General features: G+C 62.0%; 13 protein-coding genes. 3 read left to right on the forward strand and 10 right to left on the reverse strand.

The genetic code is table 11. The features are described from left to right. Nucleotides 1-2 precede the first annotated feature (2 nt). Nucleotides 3-1,238, forward strand: coding sequence for an NnrS family protein (locus BUA94_RS19985; RefSeq protein WP_073015121.1), 1,236 nt, complete (start codon nt 3-5; stop codon nt 1,236-1,238). Here BUA94_RS19985 and BUA94_RS19990 read toward each other — a convergent pair. From BUA94_RS19990 to BUA94_RS20005, 4 genes are all read right to left on the reverse strand, one after another. Then, nucleotides 1,228-3,159, reverse strand: coding sequence for a nitric oxide reductase activation protein NorD (locus BUA94_RS19990; protein ID WP_073015234.1), 1,932 nt, complete (start codon nt 3,157-3,159; stop codon nt 1,228-1,230). The genes BUA94_RS19985 and BUA94_RS19990 overlap by 11 nt on opposite strands. Before the next feature lie 4 nt (nt 3,160-3,163). Next, the gene (locus tag BUA94_RS19995) at nt 3,164-3,967 is read right to left on the reverse strand and encodes a CbbQ/NirQ/NorQ/GpvN family protein (protein WP_073015122.1); all 804 of its coding nucleotides are present in this window, start codon (nt 3,965-3,967) and stop codon (nt 3,164-3,166) included. Nucleotides 3,968-4,045: 78 nt separating this feature from the next. Further along, nucleotides 4,046-5,395: a cbb3-type cytochrome c oxidase subunit I gene (locus tag BUA94_RS20000; protein WP_073015123.1), complete on the reverse strand. Its 1,350-nt coding sequence runs from the start codon at nt 5,393-5,395 to the stop codon at nt 4,046-4,048. A gap of 12 nt (nt 5,396-5,407) precedes the next feature. Next, nucleotides 5,408-5,890: a c-type cytochrome gene (locus tag BUA94_RS20005; RefSeq protein WP_073015124.1), complete on the reverse strand. Its 483-nt coding sequence runs from the start codon at nt 5,888-5,890 to the stop codon at nt 5,408-5,410. A gap of 238 nt (nt 5,891-6,128) precedes the next feature. On the opposite strand from BUA94_RS20005, the gene BUA94_RS20010 reads away from it, so the two are divergent. Further along, nucleotides 6,129-7,622, forward strand: coding sequence for a UbiD family decarboxylase (locus BUA94_RS20010; RefSeq protein WP_073015125.1), 1,494 nt, complete (start codon nt 6,129-6,131; stop codon nt 7,620-7,622). Further along, a complete protein-coding gene (locus BUA94_RS20015) occupies nt 7,619-8,179 on the forward strand; it encodes a UbiX family flavin prenyltransferase (protein ID WP_073015126.1) in 561 nt (186 codons plus the stop codon). Before BUA94_RS20010 ends, BUA94_RS20015 begins: the two co-directional genes overlap by 4 nt. On the opposite strand, the gene BUA94_RS20020 is transcribed toward BUA94_RS20015, so the two are convergent. The 6 genes from BUA94_RS20020 to nosZ are packed head-to-tail and all read right to left on the reverse strand — an operon-like array spanning nt 8,176 to nt 14,652. After that, complete coding sequence (locus tag BUA94_RS20020) at nt 8,176-9,108, reverse strand: FAD:protein FMN transferase (RefSeq protein WP_073015235.1); 933 nt, start codon at nt 9,106-9,108, stop codon at nt 8,176-8,178. The two genes, BUA94_RS20015 and BUA94_RS20020, sit on opposite strands and share 4 nt — an antisense overlap. An 11-nt stretch (nt 9,109-9,119) precedes the next feature. Beyond that, nucleotides 9,120-9,683, reverse strand: coding sequence for a nitrous oxide reductase accessory protein NosL (locus tag BUA94_RS20025; protein ID WP_073015127.1), 564 nt, complete (start codon nt 9,681-9,683; stop codon nt 9,120-9,122). Further along, nucleotides 9,680-10,501 carry an ABC transporter permease gene (locus BUA94_RS20030; RefSeq protein ID WP_073015128.1) on the reverse strand — a complete coding sequence of 274 codons (822 nt, stop codon included), beginning with the start codon at nt 10,499-10,501 and terminating at the stop codon, nt 9,680-9,682. Before BUA94_RS20030 ends, BUA94_RS20025 begins: the two co-directional genes overlap by 4 nt. Continuing rightward, nucleotides 10,498-11,391: an ABC transporter ATP-binding protein gene (locus BUA94_RS20035; RefSeq protein ID WP_175558091.1), complete on the reverse strand. Its 894-nt coding sequence runs from the start codon at nt 11,389-11,391 to the stop codon at nt 10,498-10,500. The genes BUA94_RS20030 and BUA94_RS20035 overlap by 4 nt, the downstream gene beginning before the upstream one ends. After that, entirely contained in the window at nt 11,360-12,703 is a 1,344-nt protein-coding gene (locus BUA94_RS20040) for a nitrous oxide reductase family maturation protein NosD (RefSeq protein ID WP_073015129.1), read from the reverse strand. The genes BUA94_RS20035 and BUA94_RS20040 overlap by 32 nt, the downstream gene beginning before the upstream one ends. 2 nt (nt 12,704-12,705) lie before the next feature. Beyond that, nucleotides 12,706-14,652 (reverse strand): TAT-dependent nitrous-oxide reductase, encoded by a 1,947-nt coding sequence (nosZ, locus tag BUA94_RS20045; protein WP_073015130.1) that lies wholly within the window; start codon nt 14,650-14,652, stop codon nt 12,706-12,708. Nucleotides 14,653-14,682: the final 30 nt, after the last annotated feature.

Genomic DNA, 14,682 nt, shown 5'->3' on the forward strand with positions numbered 1-14,682 from the left:
CCATGGAAGGCATCAGTCCGGGACGGAGCCGCGAACGCTCGCCTGCCTATCTTGCCAAGCGTGCCCGGCAACAGGCAGGTTGGGTGTTCGCGGCTCCCTACCGGCCGTTCTTTCTCGGCGCGTCCCTACTTGCAGCTCTTGCCGTACCGTTGTGGGTGCTTTTCTATCTGAACGGCACCCCTCAGGTCGGAGGACTTGAAGGCCTTCCCTGGCATCTTCGGGCGATGGTACCCGGCTTCGCCGGAGCGGTCATGTGCGGCTATCTTCTGTCAGCCACTCCGAACTGGAGCGGGCACCTTCCTGCTTCAGGCTGGCCTCTGGCGGCGCTGTTTGGCACTTGGGCTCTGCCAACCCTTTTGCTGTTCCTGCCACTGCCCTTGCCAGGCTTGGGCATGGTCTTGCTTGAAGCCATGTTCCCATTGCTGGGCACCATGGTTCTGGCGCGCGAGATCCGGCGCAGGCCCTCGGCACGGGCGTTCCTCTCCCTGTTTGCCTTTCTGTCTATATCATCGGCAGCCGCCCTCATGCGGATCGCCCTGCTCGCAGGGGTGGGCCTTGCAGACACAGTCACGGCAGCCATACCCGTGCTGCTTCTCCTGGTCCTGAATGTCATTGCCCTGATCGGCGGCAAGCTGGTTCCGAGCCTGACGCGAACGTCCCTGGAGAACCGGACCGATGCCAGCCATGTGCGGGTCTATCCCTGGCTCGACCGGCTGGCGCTACTCAGTCTTGCTGCTGTACTTTCAGGCCTTGTTGTCACGCAAGGCAGCGGATTGGCGTTCTTCATCCTCTGCCTGTTCACTGGTGCAACGCATCTGCTTCGCCTCATCCTGTGGCAAGGCTGGCGCTTGCGGCGGCTGGAGGTCATCGCGCTCCATGCAGCTTATGCCTGGCTGTGTGCGGGACTTTTTCTGCTTGGGTTTTCCGCTCTGCCTGAGAGCTTTCCCGGATCGGATGCCGCCTTTCACGCAGCAGGTGCCGGGGCGATCGGCGGCATGACCATGGCCGTGATGGCAAGGCTTGTGCTGCCACGCGGCGAGAAAGGCTCAACAGTTCTCCGGCTTGTCCATCTGTCTCTGGCACTGGTGCAGCTGGCAGCAGCTTCCCGTGTGACAGCCGGTATCTGGCTCACCTTCCGGATCGAGTTGCTTTGCCTTGCTTCCGCATTCTGGGGTCTGGCCTGGGCAATCTTCTCGATTGCCCAGGTGATAGAGGCAAGGAAGGACGTCAGCAGGTGAGCTGCCGGTAAATAGCCGGCAGGGCGGAAGGCAGACGCTCCGGATTGGAAATGATCGAATAGGCGCCTCTGCCGAAGAGATAGGGGAAATAGTCCCGCGCCGCCTCGTCGACTGTGACACCGAAGACCTTCAGCCCCTGTTTCCGGGCCTCCCGGATCGCGGCACGCGTATCCTCAATGCCATAGCGGCCTTCATAATAATCGATATCATTCGGCTTGCCGTCGGTGAGGATCAGCAGAAGCCGGTGCCTCTGCGGGCGATCTGCCAGCTTTGCCGCTGCATGGCGGATAGCAGCACCCATCCGGGTGTATTGCCCCGGTTTCAGGGCATTGATGCGCCGGGTGACCTGTTCTCCAGCACGTTCATCAAACTCCTTCACCGTCTCGACACGCACCGCGTTGCGGCGGCGGGACGTGAAGGTGAAAATGGCATGCTCATCACCGCAGGCCGTCAGGCCCTGGCTCAGCGCCAGCAAGGCTGCCTTTTCCACGTCGAGAACGCGATGCTCACCGATCCAGGCATCTGTTGAAAGCGAAACATCCATGAGCACGGCCATGGAAAGATCCCTCTCGATCGCCCGGCCGCACAGGAAGAGATTGTCGCTGCCGGCCCCTCCTGCTGCCCGGTCGGCTGCCGCCCTGACCACGGCCGTCAAATCCAGATCGTCACCGTCTGGCTGGCCATGGAGCACCACACGGCGCGGGCGCAAGGCCTCGAAATGACGGCGGACGGAACGGATCTGACGCCGCATGGCCTCATCCGGTTCCCAGTCCTCGCCTTGCTCTTGCGCTCTGGAGGCAATCACCCGGCAATGGTCCGGCCGGTGCGCGTTCAGCTTCCAGTCCCACTCGGGATAGGTCAGGCCACTGTCCAGCGCCCCGTCCTCCGCGTCTCCCGGAGCGAGGTCCAGATCCATCTTCAGACGCACGCCGGTCTTCTGGCTGTTGGAGCCAATCGTCAGTTCAGACAAGTCATCGGCTGCCTGTTTTGCCCCTTCCTCGTCGTCCTCATCGACCCGCCTGTTCACATTCACCATCTCGGCGAGGGAAAAGATCGTCTCGAACCGGTGGAAATAGAGCGGGTCGCCCCGGTCGCTGTGGTCCGTATCCCGGCGTTCCGCCTGACGCTGCTTGGTGTCCATCGGCACGGAAGCGCCCGGCGCCTCCTCTGGTTCATCCGCACGGCCTTTCCCCTTGTCGAACCTGAGTTCCCCGAACAAGGGCACGGGCAAAAAGGGCCGGTATCCGCGGGAAGCCTTCAGAGTATCCAGGGTAACCGAAGGATCCTCGATCGCTCGCAGCAATGGATTGTCCGAGGTTCTCTTGCCGCCCAGCATGGCTCTGATCGCCTCTTCCATCTGAGCTTCTGTCCTGGGCAACGACCGGTCAGGCCGTGCCTCCAGTGCCGCTGCCTTCAGCCGGTGATAGAGCGGCCGCAGGCCCGGCCAGGCTGTCAGCGTCGTACGGGTGGCCAGGATGGCAAGACGCAGGCGCTGGATGTCCCTGGCCAGAAGATTGTCCGGCACAGGCCCCTCCTGGTTCGAGGCAGCAATCGCCGCAGGCGCATGGGCGAACCAGGCCGCCAGCCACTCATAAAGAGCGGCATTGTCGTGGTTATCCGGAAAGCAGTCGATCACCGGCGGCAGCCGCAGGGTTGAGGCATCCAGTACGGCGGGTGCAATCTTCTCCGTGCCAAGCCCTGCCTTGCGGAGCAAGGACAGTCTGTGATGAGAGGCCGCTGGAGCACTCTCCGTCAGCCGGATCGCACCGTCCCCTCCAAAGGCCCGGAACAAAACGCCAAGCCGGACCCGCATGTCTTTCAGATTGACCGCGGCCTCCGGGTGGCGGGGCAGGCTGGTCAGCCCGCCGACAAGCCTGTGCCAGTGTTCACCGATGAATTCTTCGGGCTCGAAGATGGACATGGCATCACCCCAGGGCCAGTTCAGCAACGCGGGCCAAAGCGCTCTGGATATCCGGATCGTCGCTGAGGGGCTGCAGAAGGGCCGCTTCCAGAGCTTCGGCGGGTCTCAAGCCGGACTGGATCAGAGTTGCCGCATAGACGATCAGGCGGGTGGAGGCGCCTTCTTCCAGATCCTGTCCCTTGAGATCGCGCAGCGCATTGGCCACCCGGACCAGCGGCACGCAGCGGTCCTTTGGCAGACCGCTTTCCGCCGACACGATGGCAGCTTCCGTCTCCGGATCGGGATAGCCGAATTCCATGGCAATGAAGCGCTGGCGGGTGGAGGGTTTCAGGGATTTGAGGACGTTCTGATAGCCCGGGTTATAGGACACCACGAGCATGAATTCCATGGGTGCAGTGAGAAGCTCGCCCGTCCGCTCGATTGGCAGGGTGCGCCGGTCGTCCGTGACCGGATGGAGGACCACGGTCACATCCTTGCGCGCTTCCACCACCTCATCGAGATAAAGGATTGCGCCCTCGCGGATGGCGCGGGTCAAGGGGCCATCGACCCAGACCGTCTCACCGCCCTTGAGCAGATAACGGCCCGTCAGATCGGCTGCGGTCAGATCATCGTGACAGGCAACCGTATAAAGCGGGCGTCCAAGCCGGGCAGCCATGTGGGCGACGAACCGCGTCTTGCCGCAACCGGTCGGCCCCTTGAGGAGCACAGGCAACTGGTTCCGGTAGGCGTTTTCAAACAGGGCGATTTCATTGACCGCCGGGGCATAGAACGGGGCTTCTTCGGCGGACAGGGTGGCGTTCGGGATCATGATGCGCTCCGGCTGATGGAAGGGGAGGAAAGGCTGGGGCGGACCCGGGCACAGCTGCTGCTGCGCCCGGTCCTGTTGCTATTCGGCAGGCTGGGCGATGGCGGAGGCCCGCACCGCGCGGCGCTCGCGCACCGGACCAAAGACGGCCCAGAGGAACATCAGCGCGGAGATCAGCACGAGGACGCCTGCGCCCAGACGCACCCAGTAGAACGGGGCAATCTGGTCCTGGACTTCCATGTAGGACATGCCCATCACCCGCTGCAGATGCACCTGGATTGCGCCGGCAAAGGTCAGCGCGAAAGTCATCACCGTCATGGCCCCGGTCATGATCCAGAACGAGAAGATGTTCAGGGTCTGATAATAGGGCGACTTGCCCCGCAGATAGGGCATGGCATAGGTGATGATCGCCAGGTTCAGCATCACATAGGCGCCGAAGAAGGCGAGGTGGCCGTGCGCTGCCGTCACCTGTGTCCCGTGGGTGTAGTAATTCACGAAAGACAGGGTGTGCAGGAAGCCCCAGACGCCAGCGCCGAAGAAGGCACCGACCGTGCAGCCCAGCGACCACAGCACGGCAGCCCGGTTCGGATGGTCCTTGCGGCCCCGGAACACCATGGAGAAGGCAAAGATCACCATGGCGAAGAAGGGCGCGATCTCGAGAGCGGAGAACACCGACCCAACCCACTGCCAGTAACCCGGCGCGCCAATCCAGTAGTAGTGGTGCCCGGTCCCCAGAAGACCGGAGAAGAGAGCCAGCCCGACGATGGAATAGAGCCACTTTTCAACGACTTCCCGGTCGACGCCGGTCATCTTGATCATGAGGAAGGCAAGCACCGCCGCCATGACCAGTTCCCAGACGCCCTCGACCCAGAGATGGACGATGTACCACCAGTAGATCTTGTCGAGTGACAGGTTGTCCGGTGCATAGAAGGCGAAGAGCCAGAAGACAGCAATGCCCCAAAGCCCCAGCAGCAGCACGCCGGTCACCGCCGTCTTGCGGCCTTTCAGAACCGTCAGGGAGATGTTGTAGAGGAAGATCAGAGCCACCACGACGATGGCGATCTTGATCCACAGCGGCTGCTCCAGGAACTCGCGCCCCTCGTGGATGCCAAGCGTGTAGCCGGCGACGGCCGACAATGCGCCGAACATCAAGAGACCGAGCTGGATATAGGCCAGAAGCGGGCTTTCAATGTCCCGCTCGGCTTCCTCGGGCACAAGATAATAGGCCGAGCCGAAGAAACCCATCAGCAGCCACACGATCAAGGCGTTGGTGTGGATCATGCGGATGATGTTGAAAGGCAGAAGCTCGGAGAGCGTATTCGGCAGCACATAGACGATGCCGGCCAGACCACCGGCCAGGATCTGCACCCCGAACAGGGCCATGGCACAAACGAAGTACCAGTAGGCCACCTTTTGTGAAGCGTATTTCATGATGGATCCTCCTCAACCGGCATCGTTGGGCGGCCAGCCCTGGGTATCGATGCGGCTGGTCCACTCAAGGAAATCAACAAGATCGTTGAGTTCCTGGTCAGAGAGGTTGAATTGCGGCATCTGGCGGCGGCCCTCAATGCCGGAGGGCTGGGACTGCATCCAGGCGATCAGCCCGTCGCGGGCACCCTCTGGGTCATCCTTGCCGCCATAGCGGATCCAGACGTTGCCGAGTTCCGGCGCGAAATAGGCGCCTTCCCCCAGGATCGAGTGGCAGTTGATGCAAGCATGCTTTTCCCAGACATGCTTGCCGCGCACGACACTGTCATTGAGGGTGGCAACATCCGTCGAGTTGGTGAGGACGTGCCAATGGCTCTGGGCGGTGAGGCCGACAAAGACGACGAAAAAGAAGATGGAGCCGCCGTAGAAAATATTTCTCGCGGCCGATTTTGTGAAACGCTCGACCGGTGGCCGGTGCGGTTCGCTTGGTCCTGACATTGTTATCTCCCGTTGTTGGCGGTTGCCGACGGTGAAACCACTGCTAAGGCCAAGACGCCCGGCCAACGTTGTGCCGGAACAAACTCGCGATCAGATTTGGAAGGGTTCCAGAAAGCCCCCCACAGAAAGACGAAATGTCTTCTGGAGAAGGGAAACCATGCCGGGACGTTGATGCGCATCAACATCCCGAAGGCCTTGATTTGATTAAGTGCGCGGGACAAACCCTTGCGGAGTTTCCATGCGCCAGCTTCCCAGTTTCCCAGACCTTCGCGCCTTCCTTGACTGGTGCGAGGCGCGGCAAGATCTGAAACCCATCCGGAGCCCGGTTTCCCTTGTCGAAGAGATGACCGCCATCCACCGGCAAGTGCTGCTGGCAGGTGGACCGGTCCTCCGTTTCGATTCGGCGCAAACGGTTAAGGGGCTGCAGGCGGAAATGCCGGTGATCACCAATCTGTTCGGAACCCGGGAGCGGGTCGCCGCCGGGCTCGGTCTGGAACTTGAAAGCGTCCCGGTCTTCGGCGAGTTTCTCGCAGCCCTGCGCAATCCCGTCCCGCCGGAGGGCTTCAAGGATGCCTTATCCAAATGGCCGCATCTTGCCGCCGCTCTTCAGACCCGCCCCAAGCTCACGAAATCCGCGCCGGTTCAGGACGAAAGCATGGATCCGCCGGATCTGACCCGCATTCCCGTGCAGACCTGCTGGCCGGAAGATGGCGGGCCGCTGATGACCTGGCCGGTGATCCTGACCCGGCCGCAGGACAGCACGGCCGAGGACACCGGCCGCTACAATTCCGGCATCTACCGGGCGCAGGTTCTGGACAAGGACCACCTCATCCTGCGTTGGCTGGCGCATCGGGGCGGGGCAGGCCACCATCAGACTTATGAGCGGGCGGGAGAACCGATGCCTGTCGCTGTGGTTCTTGGGGCAGACCCGGCGCTTCTGCTTGCCTCAGCCTTGCCTTTGCCGGAGCATGTGTCCGAGTTGACGTTCTCCGGCGTGCTCAGAGGCCAGCGCACGCGGCTGGTTCCGGCGCGCACCATTCCCATGCTGGTTCCCGCCAATGCGGAAATCATCGTCGAAGGCTGGATCCAGCCGGGAGATACGGCCCCTGAAGGACCCTTTGGGGATCACACCGGCTATTACAATTCCGTCGAGCCCTTTCCGGTCTTGACCGTTTCCGCCATCACCCACCGCCAGAATCCGCTCTATTTGTCGACCTGGACCGGCCGGCCACCGGACGAGCCGTCAATCATCGGCGAAGTGTTCAATGATCTGGCCTTGCCGGTGATCCGCCAGCAGATCCCGGAAATTCGTGATTTCTGGCTGCCTCCAGCCGCCTGTTCCTACAGGATCGCCGTCGTCAGCATCGCCAAGCGATATGCCGGACAGGCCCGGCGGGTGATGATGGCCCTTTGGGGCCTGCTGCCCCAGTTCAGCTACACAAAGATGATCATCGCCGTGGATGACGACATCAATCCGCGCAACTGGGATGACATCGCCTGGGCACTTGCCACACGCTACGACCCGGCCCGCGACAGCATGATCCTGGACCGCACCCCCATGGACTATCTGGACTTTGCCTCGCCCCTCGAGGGGCTGGCCGGAAAGATCGGACTGGACGCCACCACCAAGATCGGCTCGGAAACCACCCGCGACTTCGGCAAGGTGATGAAACTGTCGAAGGCGGCGGAAGACAGTGCCCAACGGATCCTGAAGCTGGAGGGCCTCGCATGACCCGCGTCATCCTCGGCGTTTCAGGTGCTTCCGGTGCGATGTTGGCAAGAGCCTGCGCGCAGGACCTTGCCCATCGCCAGATCCTCTTCGACCTGGTGATCAGTCATGCCGCCCGGCGGACCTTCGAGACCGAATGCACTCCGTGCGCACTGGAAGAGATGCAGAAGCTGGCGGCGAGGATCCATGAGGTCGAGGACATCGGCGCGGGCATCGCCTCTGGCTCCCATGCAATTTCCGGCATGATCGTCGCGCCATGTTCCATGCGCACGCTGGCCGCAATCGCGCACGGATTTGACGATAACCTTCTGACCCGTGCCGCATCGGTCCAGTTGAAGGAACGCCGGCCGCTGGTGCTGCTCGCACGCGAGGCACCGCTAACCCTCGCGCATCTGCGCAACATGACACTGGTCACAGAGATGGGCGCCATTGTCATGCCGCCTGTTCCGGCCTTCTATCTCAATCCGCCGAGCCTCGAGGCCGCAGTGAACCAGATCGCCGCCCGGGCCATAGACCTTCTGCGTCTCGGCCCAGGCCGTGCAGAAGCCTGGGTCCCCTAGACGATATCCGCTAGGGCGGCCTCGGGCATCCGCTTAAGGGTCTCTTCGATCTGCGAAAGCGGCATCAGGCAAAAGGCCGTCGACAGCCCATCCGCAATGGCTGCCGAGGGAGCCGAAACGCTGACTTGCCGCCATTGCGTCCCCGCCGGAAGACCTGTGCGCGGATCGAGAATATGGCCCGTCAGGCCTTGTTGATCGAAGGTCGTTCCGAGCGGTGCAGAGGTGGCCAGAGCACGGTCCCGCAAGGACCTGGTTCCCCGGTCCCCGGCCAGAGTAACGGTCCATTCGTGACCATCGGGCTGCCCGCCGAGAGCGCGCAGCTCCCCAGTGTCGATCATGACATTAGTCAGCCCGCGCTCTGTGAGAAGCCGCGCGACCTTGTCTGCAATGAACCCTTGGGCAATGCCATTGAGCGTCAACGCCCGGCCCTTGCCTTCCAGCGAAATCCGGTCAGGGGCATAGGCAACGCCTTCCCAAGCCGACAGGGCCTTCGCCTTTTCAATGTCCTTGTCCGTGGGGCGCTGGCCGGTGCCATAATTGTCCGCATAAAGCGTCCACAGCGGCTGAACCGCTGGATTGAAGGCACCGTCTGTCTGCCGGTGAAGCAACCCGCAAAGTCCCAGGCACTCGACCAATTCAAAAGGAGGCGCGATCAGCTCGCCCTCGGCATTCAAGCGGACAAGCGCACTGTCCGTCCGGTAAAGCGAGAAAATCGCCTCGAGACGTTCGATCTCGGCCAGAACCTCGGCAAGAATGGCTTTCGCCTGCGGATGCGCCAGCGTGATGGAGGCGGCACTTCCGAGGGCCGAACCCTGCCAGCGGGAGAGAGGCGGCGTTTCGGCAGCCAAAAGAGCACCGGGCAGAGCAAGGCTGAGGGCGGATGCTCCTGCAGAAATGGACAGGAACCTGCGGCGGGAAAGGGTCGGCATCAGAGCCTCCATCACTTGGAAGGGGTGGTTTCCGGCGGCAGGAAGTTGCCGTCCGCATCAGTCTTGAAGTCGACAGGTGCCAGCACATCCTCGTCGGCAATACCGCCAAGGCGGACCACATGCCCGCCATGCTGCTTCGCAAAGGTCTCGGCATCCGCCTCAGTACCGAACGGCACGAACTCCGGAGCGCCCATGCCGCCGCCGACATCGGCGCCTGCAACGTAGAAGGCGTCATCCGCCCGGATCCAATTATCTGCTCCCGGTTCTTCCCAGCTCTTTGCCTTGCCCATGTCGCTGACATAGACCGCCACAATGGGGCTCTCCTGCTCGGGCATGCGCTGATAGGCAATGGCATCGCGCACCTGCGCGAAGAACAGAGGCATGCCTGTCAGGCCTTCCAGATGCACCTGGGCTTTCGGCCCCGGATGCTCCTTCAGGTTCATCTGGCAATAGAAGCCGAGCGCATTGTCTGTCATGGCGACAGGGTCCGGACGCGGAGCGGATGCTTCCGGCTGACAGCCTGCGAGGAGGAGGCCGACAAGGGCCACACCGGCAAATCGTGACAGGTGGATCATGGCTGAACCCTCCGGAATGCGCCGACGGCAAGAAGCAAGGCTGCGGCGGACCAAAGGACCAGCGAGCCCAAGGCTTGAACAGGCGGAATGGTGCTGGCCGCGCCGCCGATCCCCGCGGCAGCCGCAACGGCTCCGGAAGAGGCCAGATTGAACAGCCGGAAGGCGTCGGCAGGATTGGCGAGTAATGCGAGCGGAAACAGCGTCTTCGAGAAATAACCGCCGTTGTCTGCCACCACACCGGCCAGAAGCGCCAGATCATACAGCACGATCAGGATCAGCCAGAGCGCGACCACAAGCCCTGCCGCTGTGCCAGGACGCTTTGACAGGGCCGAAATCGCATACCCGATGCCTAGGAAGGCAGCACCAAGCAGCAGTGAAGTCCAGGTGAGGCGGACAAGCGCATCCAAACCATCAATGGAGCGTGGATCGAACGCAAAGGCTGAAAGGGCAGCCACCCCATATCCGGCGACAACCGCCAGGGCGAGGACCATCAGATGAGACAGGAACTTGCCCAGAACCAGCTCCCACCGGCGCACCGGATAGGTCAGCACCAGCGCAAGTGTGCCGCGTTCCACTTCGCCGGCGATCGCATCAAAGGACATGAGCAACGCAATCAACGGCACCAGATAGACGGCAAGAGAGGTCAGGCTCGCTACCGTGACCGTCAGCTTGTCCGCTCCAAGTTCGCCTGTCGGCGCAGAGCCTGCTGCGGACAGGACGGCGGCGAAAAGCACCATCATGACGATGGCTATGGCGACCCAGCGGTTGCGCAGGGCAATGCGGAATTCCGCCTGAGCGGTGGCCAGGATCCGGCTCATTGCACGGTCCTCCGGCTGTAGTGGGTGTAAAGGTCTTCAAGGCTGGGCGGGATGAGATCCACATCCTCAACCAGGGACCCAAGACGCGTGATGTCATTCAGGCGGCCAAGCTTGGCCTCAGGTGCGCAGGCCAGATCGACCCGCTTGCCGTTTATCCGCGTGCCGCCGAGTTGCCGGGCAACCTCGTCCGCCTGACCGGACTGCGCCACGAGCCGGATATGGATCGGCAGGCCCGCCGAGTGGCGCAAGGCGCTCAACGTGTCGTTGGCAACGAGAACGCCACGGGACAGGATCGCGATCCGGTCGGTTCTCGCCTCAACCTCGGTCAGGGCGTGGGAGGAATGCAGGATTGCAGTGCCGTCATGGGCCAGAAGGTCCAGAATGGAATAGAACTCCTGCCGGGAGACCGGGTCGAGGCCGCTTGTCGGCTCATCCAGGATCATCAGCTTCGGATGCCCGATCAAAGCCTGAGCAAGGCCGATGCGCTGGCGCATGCCCTTGGAATAGGTGCCGATGCGCCGGTTCATGGCGTCCGCAATTCCGACCTGCTCCAGAAGCCCGGCAGCCTTTTTGACCGGTTCCCCCTTGAGGCGCAGATAGAGTTCGATCTGCTCACGCCCGGTCAGGGCAGGGTGGAAGGCGACATTTTCAGGCAGATAGGCGGTGAGGGCCTTGGCGGCCTGACTGCCCGGCACATGGCCATCGACGGAGATCGTGCCCCCGTCGGCAGCAAGAAGGCCCAGAATGGTCTTCATCAGCGTGGATTTACCCGCGCCGTTATGGCCGAGCAGCGCAACCCGCTCTCCAGCCTCGATGGCAAGGGAAACGCCGTCCAGCGCCGTCAGTCCGGCGAAGCGTTTAGTGACTTGCGAGATTGTCAGGATCGTCATCGGTCATGCTCCTCTCGCGCGCCTCAGCAATCGCATCGGCCTCAAGGGCGATGAAGCGGGCGGGAACGGAAATGGAAATCGGTTCGGTCAGCGGAAAGCTGTCGGTCACGCCACCTGGAAGGGTGGCCGGGAAGGAATCCTGGCTCCAGCGCACCAGCTGCACGGCGGGCGAGCCCAGCAGCAACTTGGCCGCAGGCTGGGACCACAGGATGTGATCCATCAGGTCGTTCGGGCGGTAGGGGCTGTCTGCAATGCCATCGCCATTGAGATCAAAGGCGGCATGATCGGACCAGAAATTGCCCCGACCCTGGTCGCTCCACTCGATCTGGCGGCTGCCGACATATTTCACCTGGTTCTGGTTGGCGATGAAGGCATTGCCGGAGATCGCGTTGCGCTCGGATCCGGCGGTGAAGTGAATGCCGATACCGCAGCCCTCAAACCGGTTGCCCGTGATCCGGTTCTTGTGGGCGTTGTAGATGAAGGTGCATTTGGCGGTGGTGCCGCCACGCACCAGATTGCCGATGACCTCCGCATTGTTGGCATAGTTCAGCATCAGGCCATGCTGCCGGTCGGCGAGAGACATGTTGTCCTTGACGATGATCTTGTTGGAGAACATCAAGGCATAGCCGAGCGTGTTGCCGATGGAGACATTGCCCTCGATCACGCTGTCGTTCGTGTACATGTAGTGGACCGCAAACCGCAGGTCCCGCATCAGGTTGCCGCGAAAGACGTCCTTCTTGGAAACATTTGCGAAAATGCCGTCGCGCCCCCAGCGGATCTCGTTGCCTTCCACCAGTGCGCCCGGCGCATTCCAGACATAGATGCCATTGCCCCGGTCGTTTACATGACCGGTGTTTCGGCCCTCGATCCGGTTGCGCAGCACCTTCACGTCCTGTGCGCCGTGGAGCGTGATGCCATGGAGATTGCCGCTCAGGAAATTGTCTTCGACGGTGACGTTCCTTGCGGTTTCCCGCACAAAGATGCCGCTGTCGATGTCGGTCGAATTGCTGCCCGAGCCCTCAATGGCAAGGCCGCGCACGGTGATGTTCTCACCGGAAATGCCGATCACGGACCCGGTGCCGTTGCCCCGAAGAATTGCGCCATCCAGCCCGGTCACGATCAATGGCTTCAAGATCTCGACCGGTCCCTCATAAAGGCCCCGCTCGAGGACAAGTTCATCGCCGGGGGCTGCCCCGGCGATGGCATTGGCGAGGGCTTGCGGGCCGGGCGAGACCTGGCGCGTTTCCGCCAGCGCGGCATTGGCCACGAGGCAGAGCCCAAGGATCAGTCCGGTCCACAAGCCGTGAGACATGATCAGGCGTCCTTCGGCTCGACGAACATGCGGCCGCGCATTTCCATGTGCAGGGCATGGCAGAACCACTGGCAATAGTACCAGTAGACCCCCGGCTGAGACGCCGTGAAGGTGACCGAGGCGGTGGCCTGCGGCGGCACTTCCATGGCAACGCCATGGTTGCCCATGCAGAAGCCGTGAGTCAGATCCTCGATGTCGTCCATGTTGGTCACATAGACGGTCACCTCATCGCCTTCCTTCACCTTGAAGCTTTCAAGGCTGTAGGACGGGGCGACCGAATGCATGTAGACGCGGACCTTGTTGCCGTCGCGAATGACGTCGGCGCCATAGTCCAGATCCACACCATCGGCTTCCGCCTGCTTGCGGGCGTCTTCCCAGAACGGATCCTTGCGGTCCCAGACATGGACCGGGTTGACCAACGAGCGGTGAACGATGATCGAGTCATGCGGCTCGGCAAAGGTCGGGCCGTCATGGAGCAGGGTCAGGTTGTTGCCGTCGATGGCAAAGAGCTGCTCGTTCTCCGGCTTCAAGGGGCCGACGTTGATGTAGCGGTCCTTGGAGAACTTGTTCATCGAGATGTAGTACTTGCCGTCCGCTTCCAGGGTTTCACCCATGGAGGTGGAGTTGTGGCCCGGCTGGTAGTGCACATCCGTCTTGGAGATGATCGGGTCGACCTTCTCGCCAGCGAAAAGCTGCTTGGCTTTCTCGATGTTCCAGAACACCACCTGGCTGTCGAGGAAGAGCGTCGTATAGGCGTTGCCCTTGCCGTCGAAGGCAGTGTGGAGCGGCCCGAGGCCCAGTTCCGGTTCTGCCACCACGACAGAGCGCGGATCGGCATCCTTGTAGAAGACATCGTCCAGCTTGCGCACGTCGATGACGGTCACGGTCGGAGACAGCTTGCCCGCGATGCACAGGTGGATCTTGTCCGGGGCCATGTTGCAGCCGTGCGGGTTGTTCGGCACGGGGATGTAGCGGGTGTAGTTCTTGTTCTTACCCTTGCGGCCGTCGATCACCTTGACGCCGTTGAGTTCGATGAAGTCGCCTGCCGCAATGCCCTTTTCGATTTCGGCAATGTTGTAGACGACCACATGGTCCCGGTCAGACTTGGTCATGTCGGCGAGGTTCATGCCCATTTCCGAGTTGTAGCTCGTGGAGAAGGCATATTTGCCGTCATAGTCGGCGTCGGTGTTGTCGAGGTTGCCCGACACCATCACCTGCCAGGCGACGGTCATCTCATCCGCATTGATCGCGGTGTAGAAGTTCACGTACTGGGACGGATCATCCAGGATCTTGCCGTCATTGACCATCGGGCCTTCATCCTCGCCATTGGCGAAGACGTAGTTGGTGCGCGGCCACTTCTGCGGACGCAGGCCGTGGATGGCCTTGGCATTCGGGATCTCTAGGATCTTGTCGCACTTCATGACGTCGCAGCGCACGCGGGCCACCCGGGTATTGGCCTTGTCGTTCATGAACAGGTAGCGGCCGTCATACTTGCCCTCGGTGAAGGACATGTGGACGTGGTGCAGGTCGCCGTTGTCGTGAACCTTCTTGCCATTGGCGGCCAGAAAGTCCCGTGTCTTGTCGGTCATGTTTTCGGTCATGACCTTGAGGGACTCATTGGTCTGGCCCCAGCCGGTTGCCGAGCAGCGGTTGAACACCGGCACGCGCATCAGTTCGCGCATGGACGGAATGCCGAGAATGCGCATTTCGCCGGTCTGACCGGAGGACCAGAAGCCGTAATATTCGTCGAGCTCACCCGGAGCCACATGGCCCGTCGCGGCTCCCGAGGCGGCGGAGGCCGCTGTGGAGGACGCAACAAGTGCACCTGCGCTGCCCGCGGTGAGAGCCAGGCCGCCAACCGCGGCGGTGCCTAGCGCGGCCCCACCGGCGGCCGTTGCGCCCATCAGCTGGCGGCGGGTCATGCCGCTGCGTTCAGTTGTATCCGACATTTCAGTGTCCTTTCCCAAATAAGGAAGAGT

It is taken from the genome of Roseibium suaedae (assembly GCF_900142725.1).
Taxonomy (GTDB): domain Bacteria; phylum Pseudomonadota; class Alphaproteobacteria; order Rhizobiales; family Stappiaceae; genus Roseibium; species Roseibium suaedae.

Excerpts from the sequence above, each read along its gene's own strand:
- BUA94_RS19985 (WP_073015121.1), top strand. The coding sequence starts at position 3 with ATGGAAGGCATCAGTCCGGGACGGAGCCGCGAACGCTCGCCTGCCTAT.
- BUA94_RS19990 (WP_073015234.1), bottom strand. The coding sequence starts at position 3,159 with ATGTCCATCTTCGAGCCCGAAGAATTCATCGGTGAACACTGGCACAGG.
- BUA94_RS19995 (WP_073015122.1), bottom strand. The coding sequence starts at position 3,967 with ATGATCCCGAACGCCACCCTGTCCGCCGAAGAAGCCCCGTTCTATGCC.
- BUA94_RS20000 (WP_073015123.1), bottom strand. The coding sequence starts at position 5,395 with ATGAAATACGCTTCACAAAAGGTGGCCTACTGGTACTTCGTTTGTGCC.
- BUA94_RS20005 (WP_073015124.1), bottom strand. The coding sequence starts at position 5,890 with ATGTCAGGACCAAGCGAACCGCACCGGCCACCGGTCGAGCGTTTCACA.
- BUA94_RS20010 (WP_073015125.1), top strand. The coding sequence starts at position 6,129 with ATGCGCCAGCTTCCCAGTTTCCCAGACCTTCGCGCCTTCCTTGACTGG.
- BUA94_RS20015 (WP_073015126.1), top strand. The coding sequence starts at position 7,619 with ATGACCCGCGTCATCCTCGGCGTTTCAGGTGCTTCCGGTGCGATGTTG.
- BUA94_RS20020 (WP_073015235.1), bottom strand. The coding sequence starts at position 9,108 with ATGCCGACCCTTTCCCGCCGCAGGTTCCTGTCCATTTCTGCAGGAGCA.
- BUA94_RS20025 (WP_073015127.1), bottom strand. The coding sequence starts at position 9,683 with ATGATCCACCTGTCACGATTTGCCGGTGTGGCCCTTGTCGGCCTCCTC.
- BUA94_RS20030 (WP_073015128.1), bottom strand. The coding sequence starts at position 10,501 with ATGAGCCGGATCCTGGCCACCGCTCAGGCGGAATTCCGCATTGCCCTG.
- BUA94_RS20035 (WP_175558091.1), bottom strand. The coding sequence starts at position 11,391 with ATGACGATCCTGACAATCTCGCAAGTCACTAAACGCTTCGCCGGACTG.
- BUA94_RS20040 (WP_073015129.1), bottom strand. The coding sequence starts at position 12,703 with ATGTCTCACGGCTTGTGGACCGGACTGATCCTTGGGCTCTGCCTCGTG.
- nosZ (WP_073015130.1), bottom strand. The coding sequence starts at position 14,652 with ATGTCGGATACAACTGAACGCAGCGGCATGACCCGCCGCCAGCTGATG.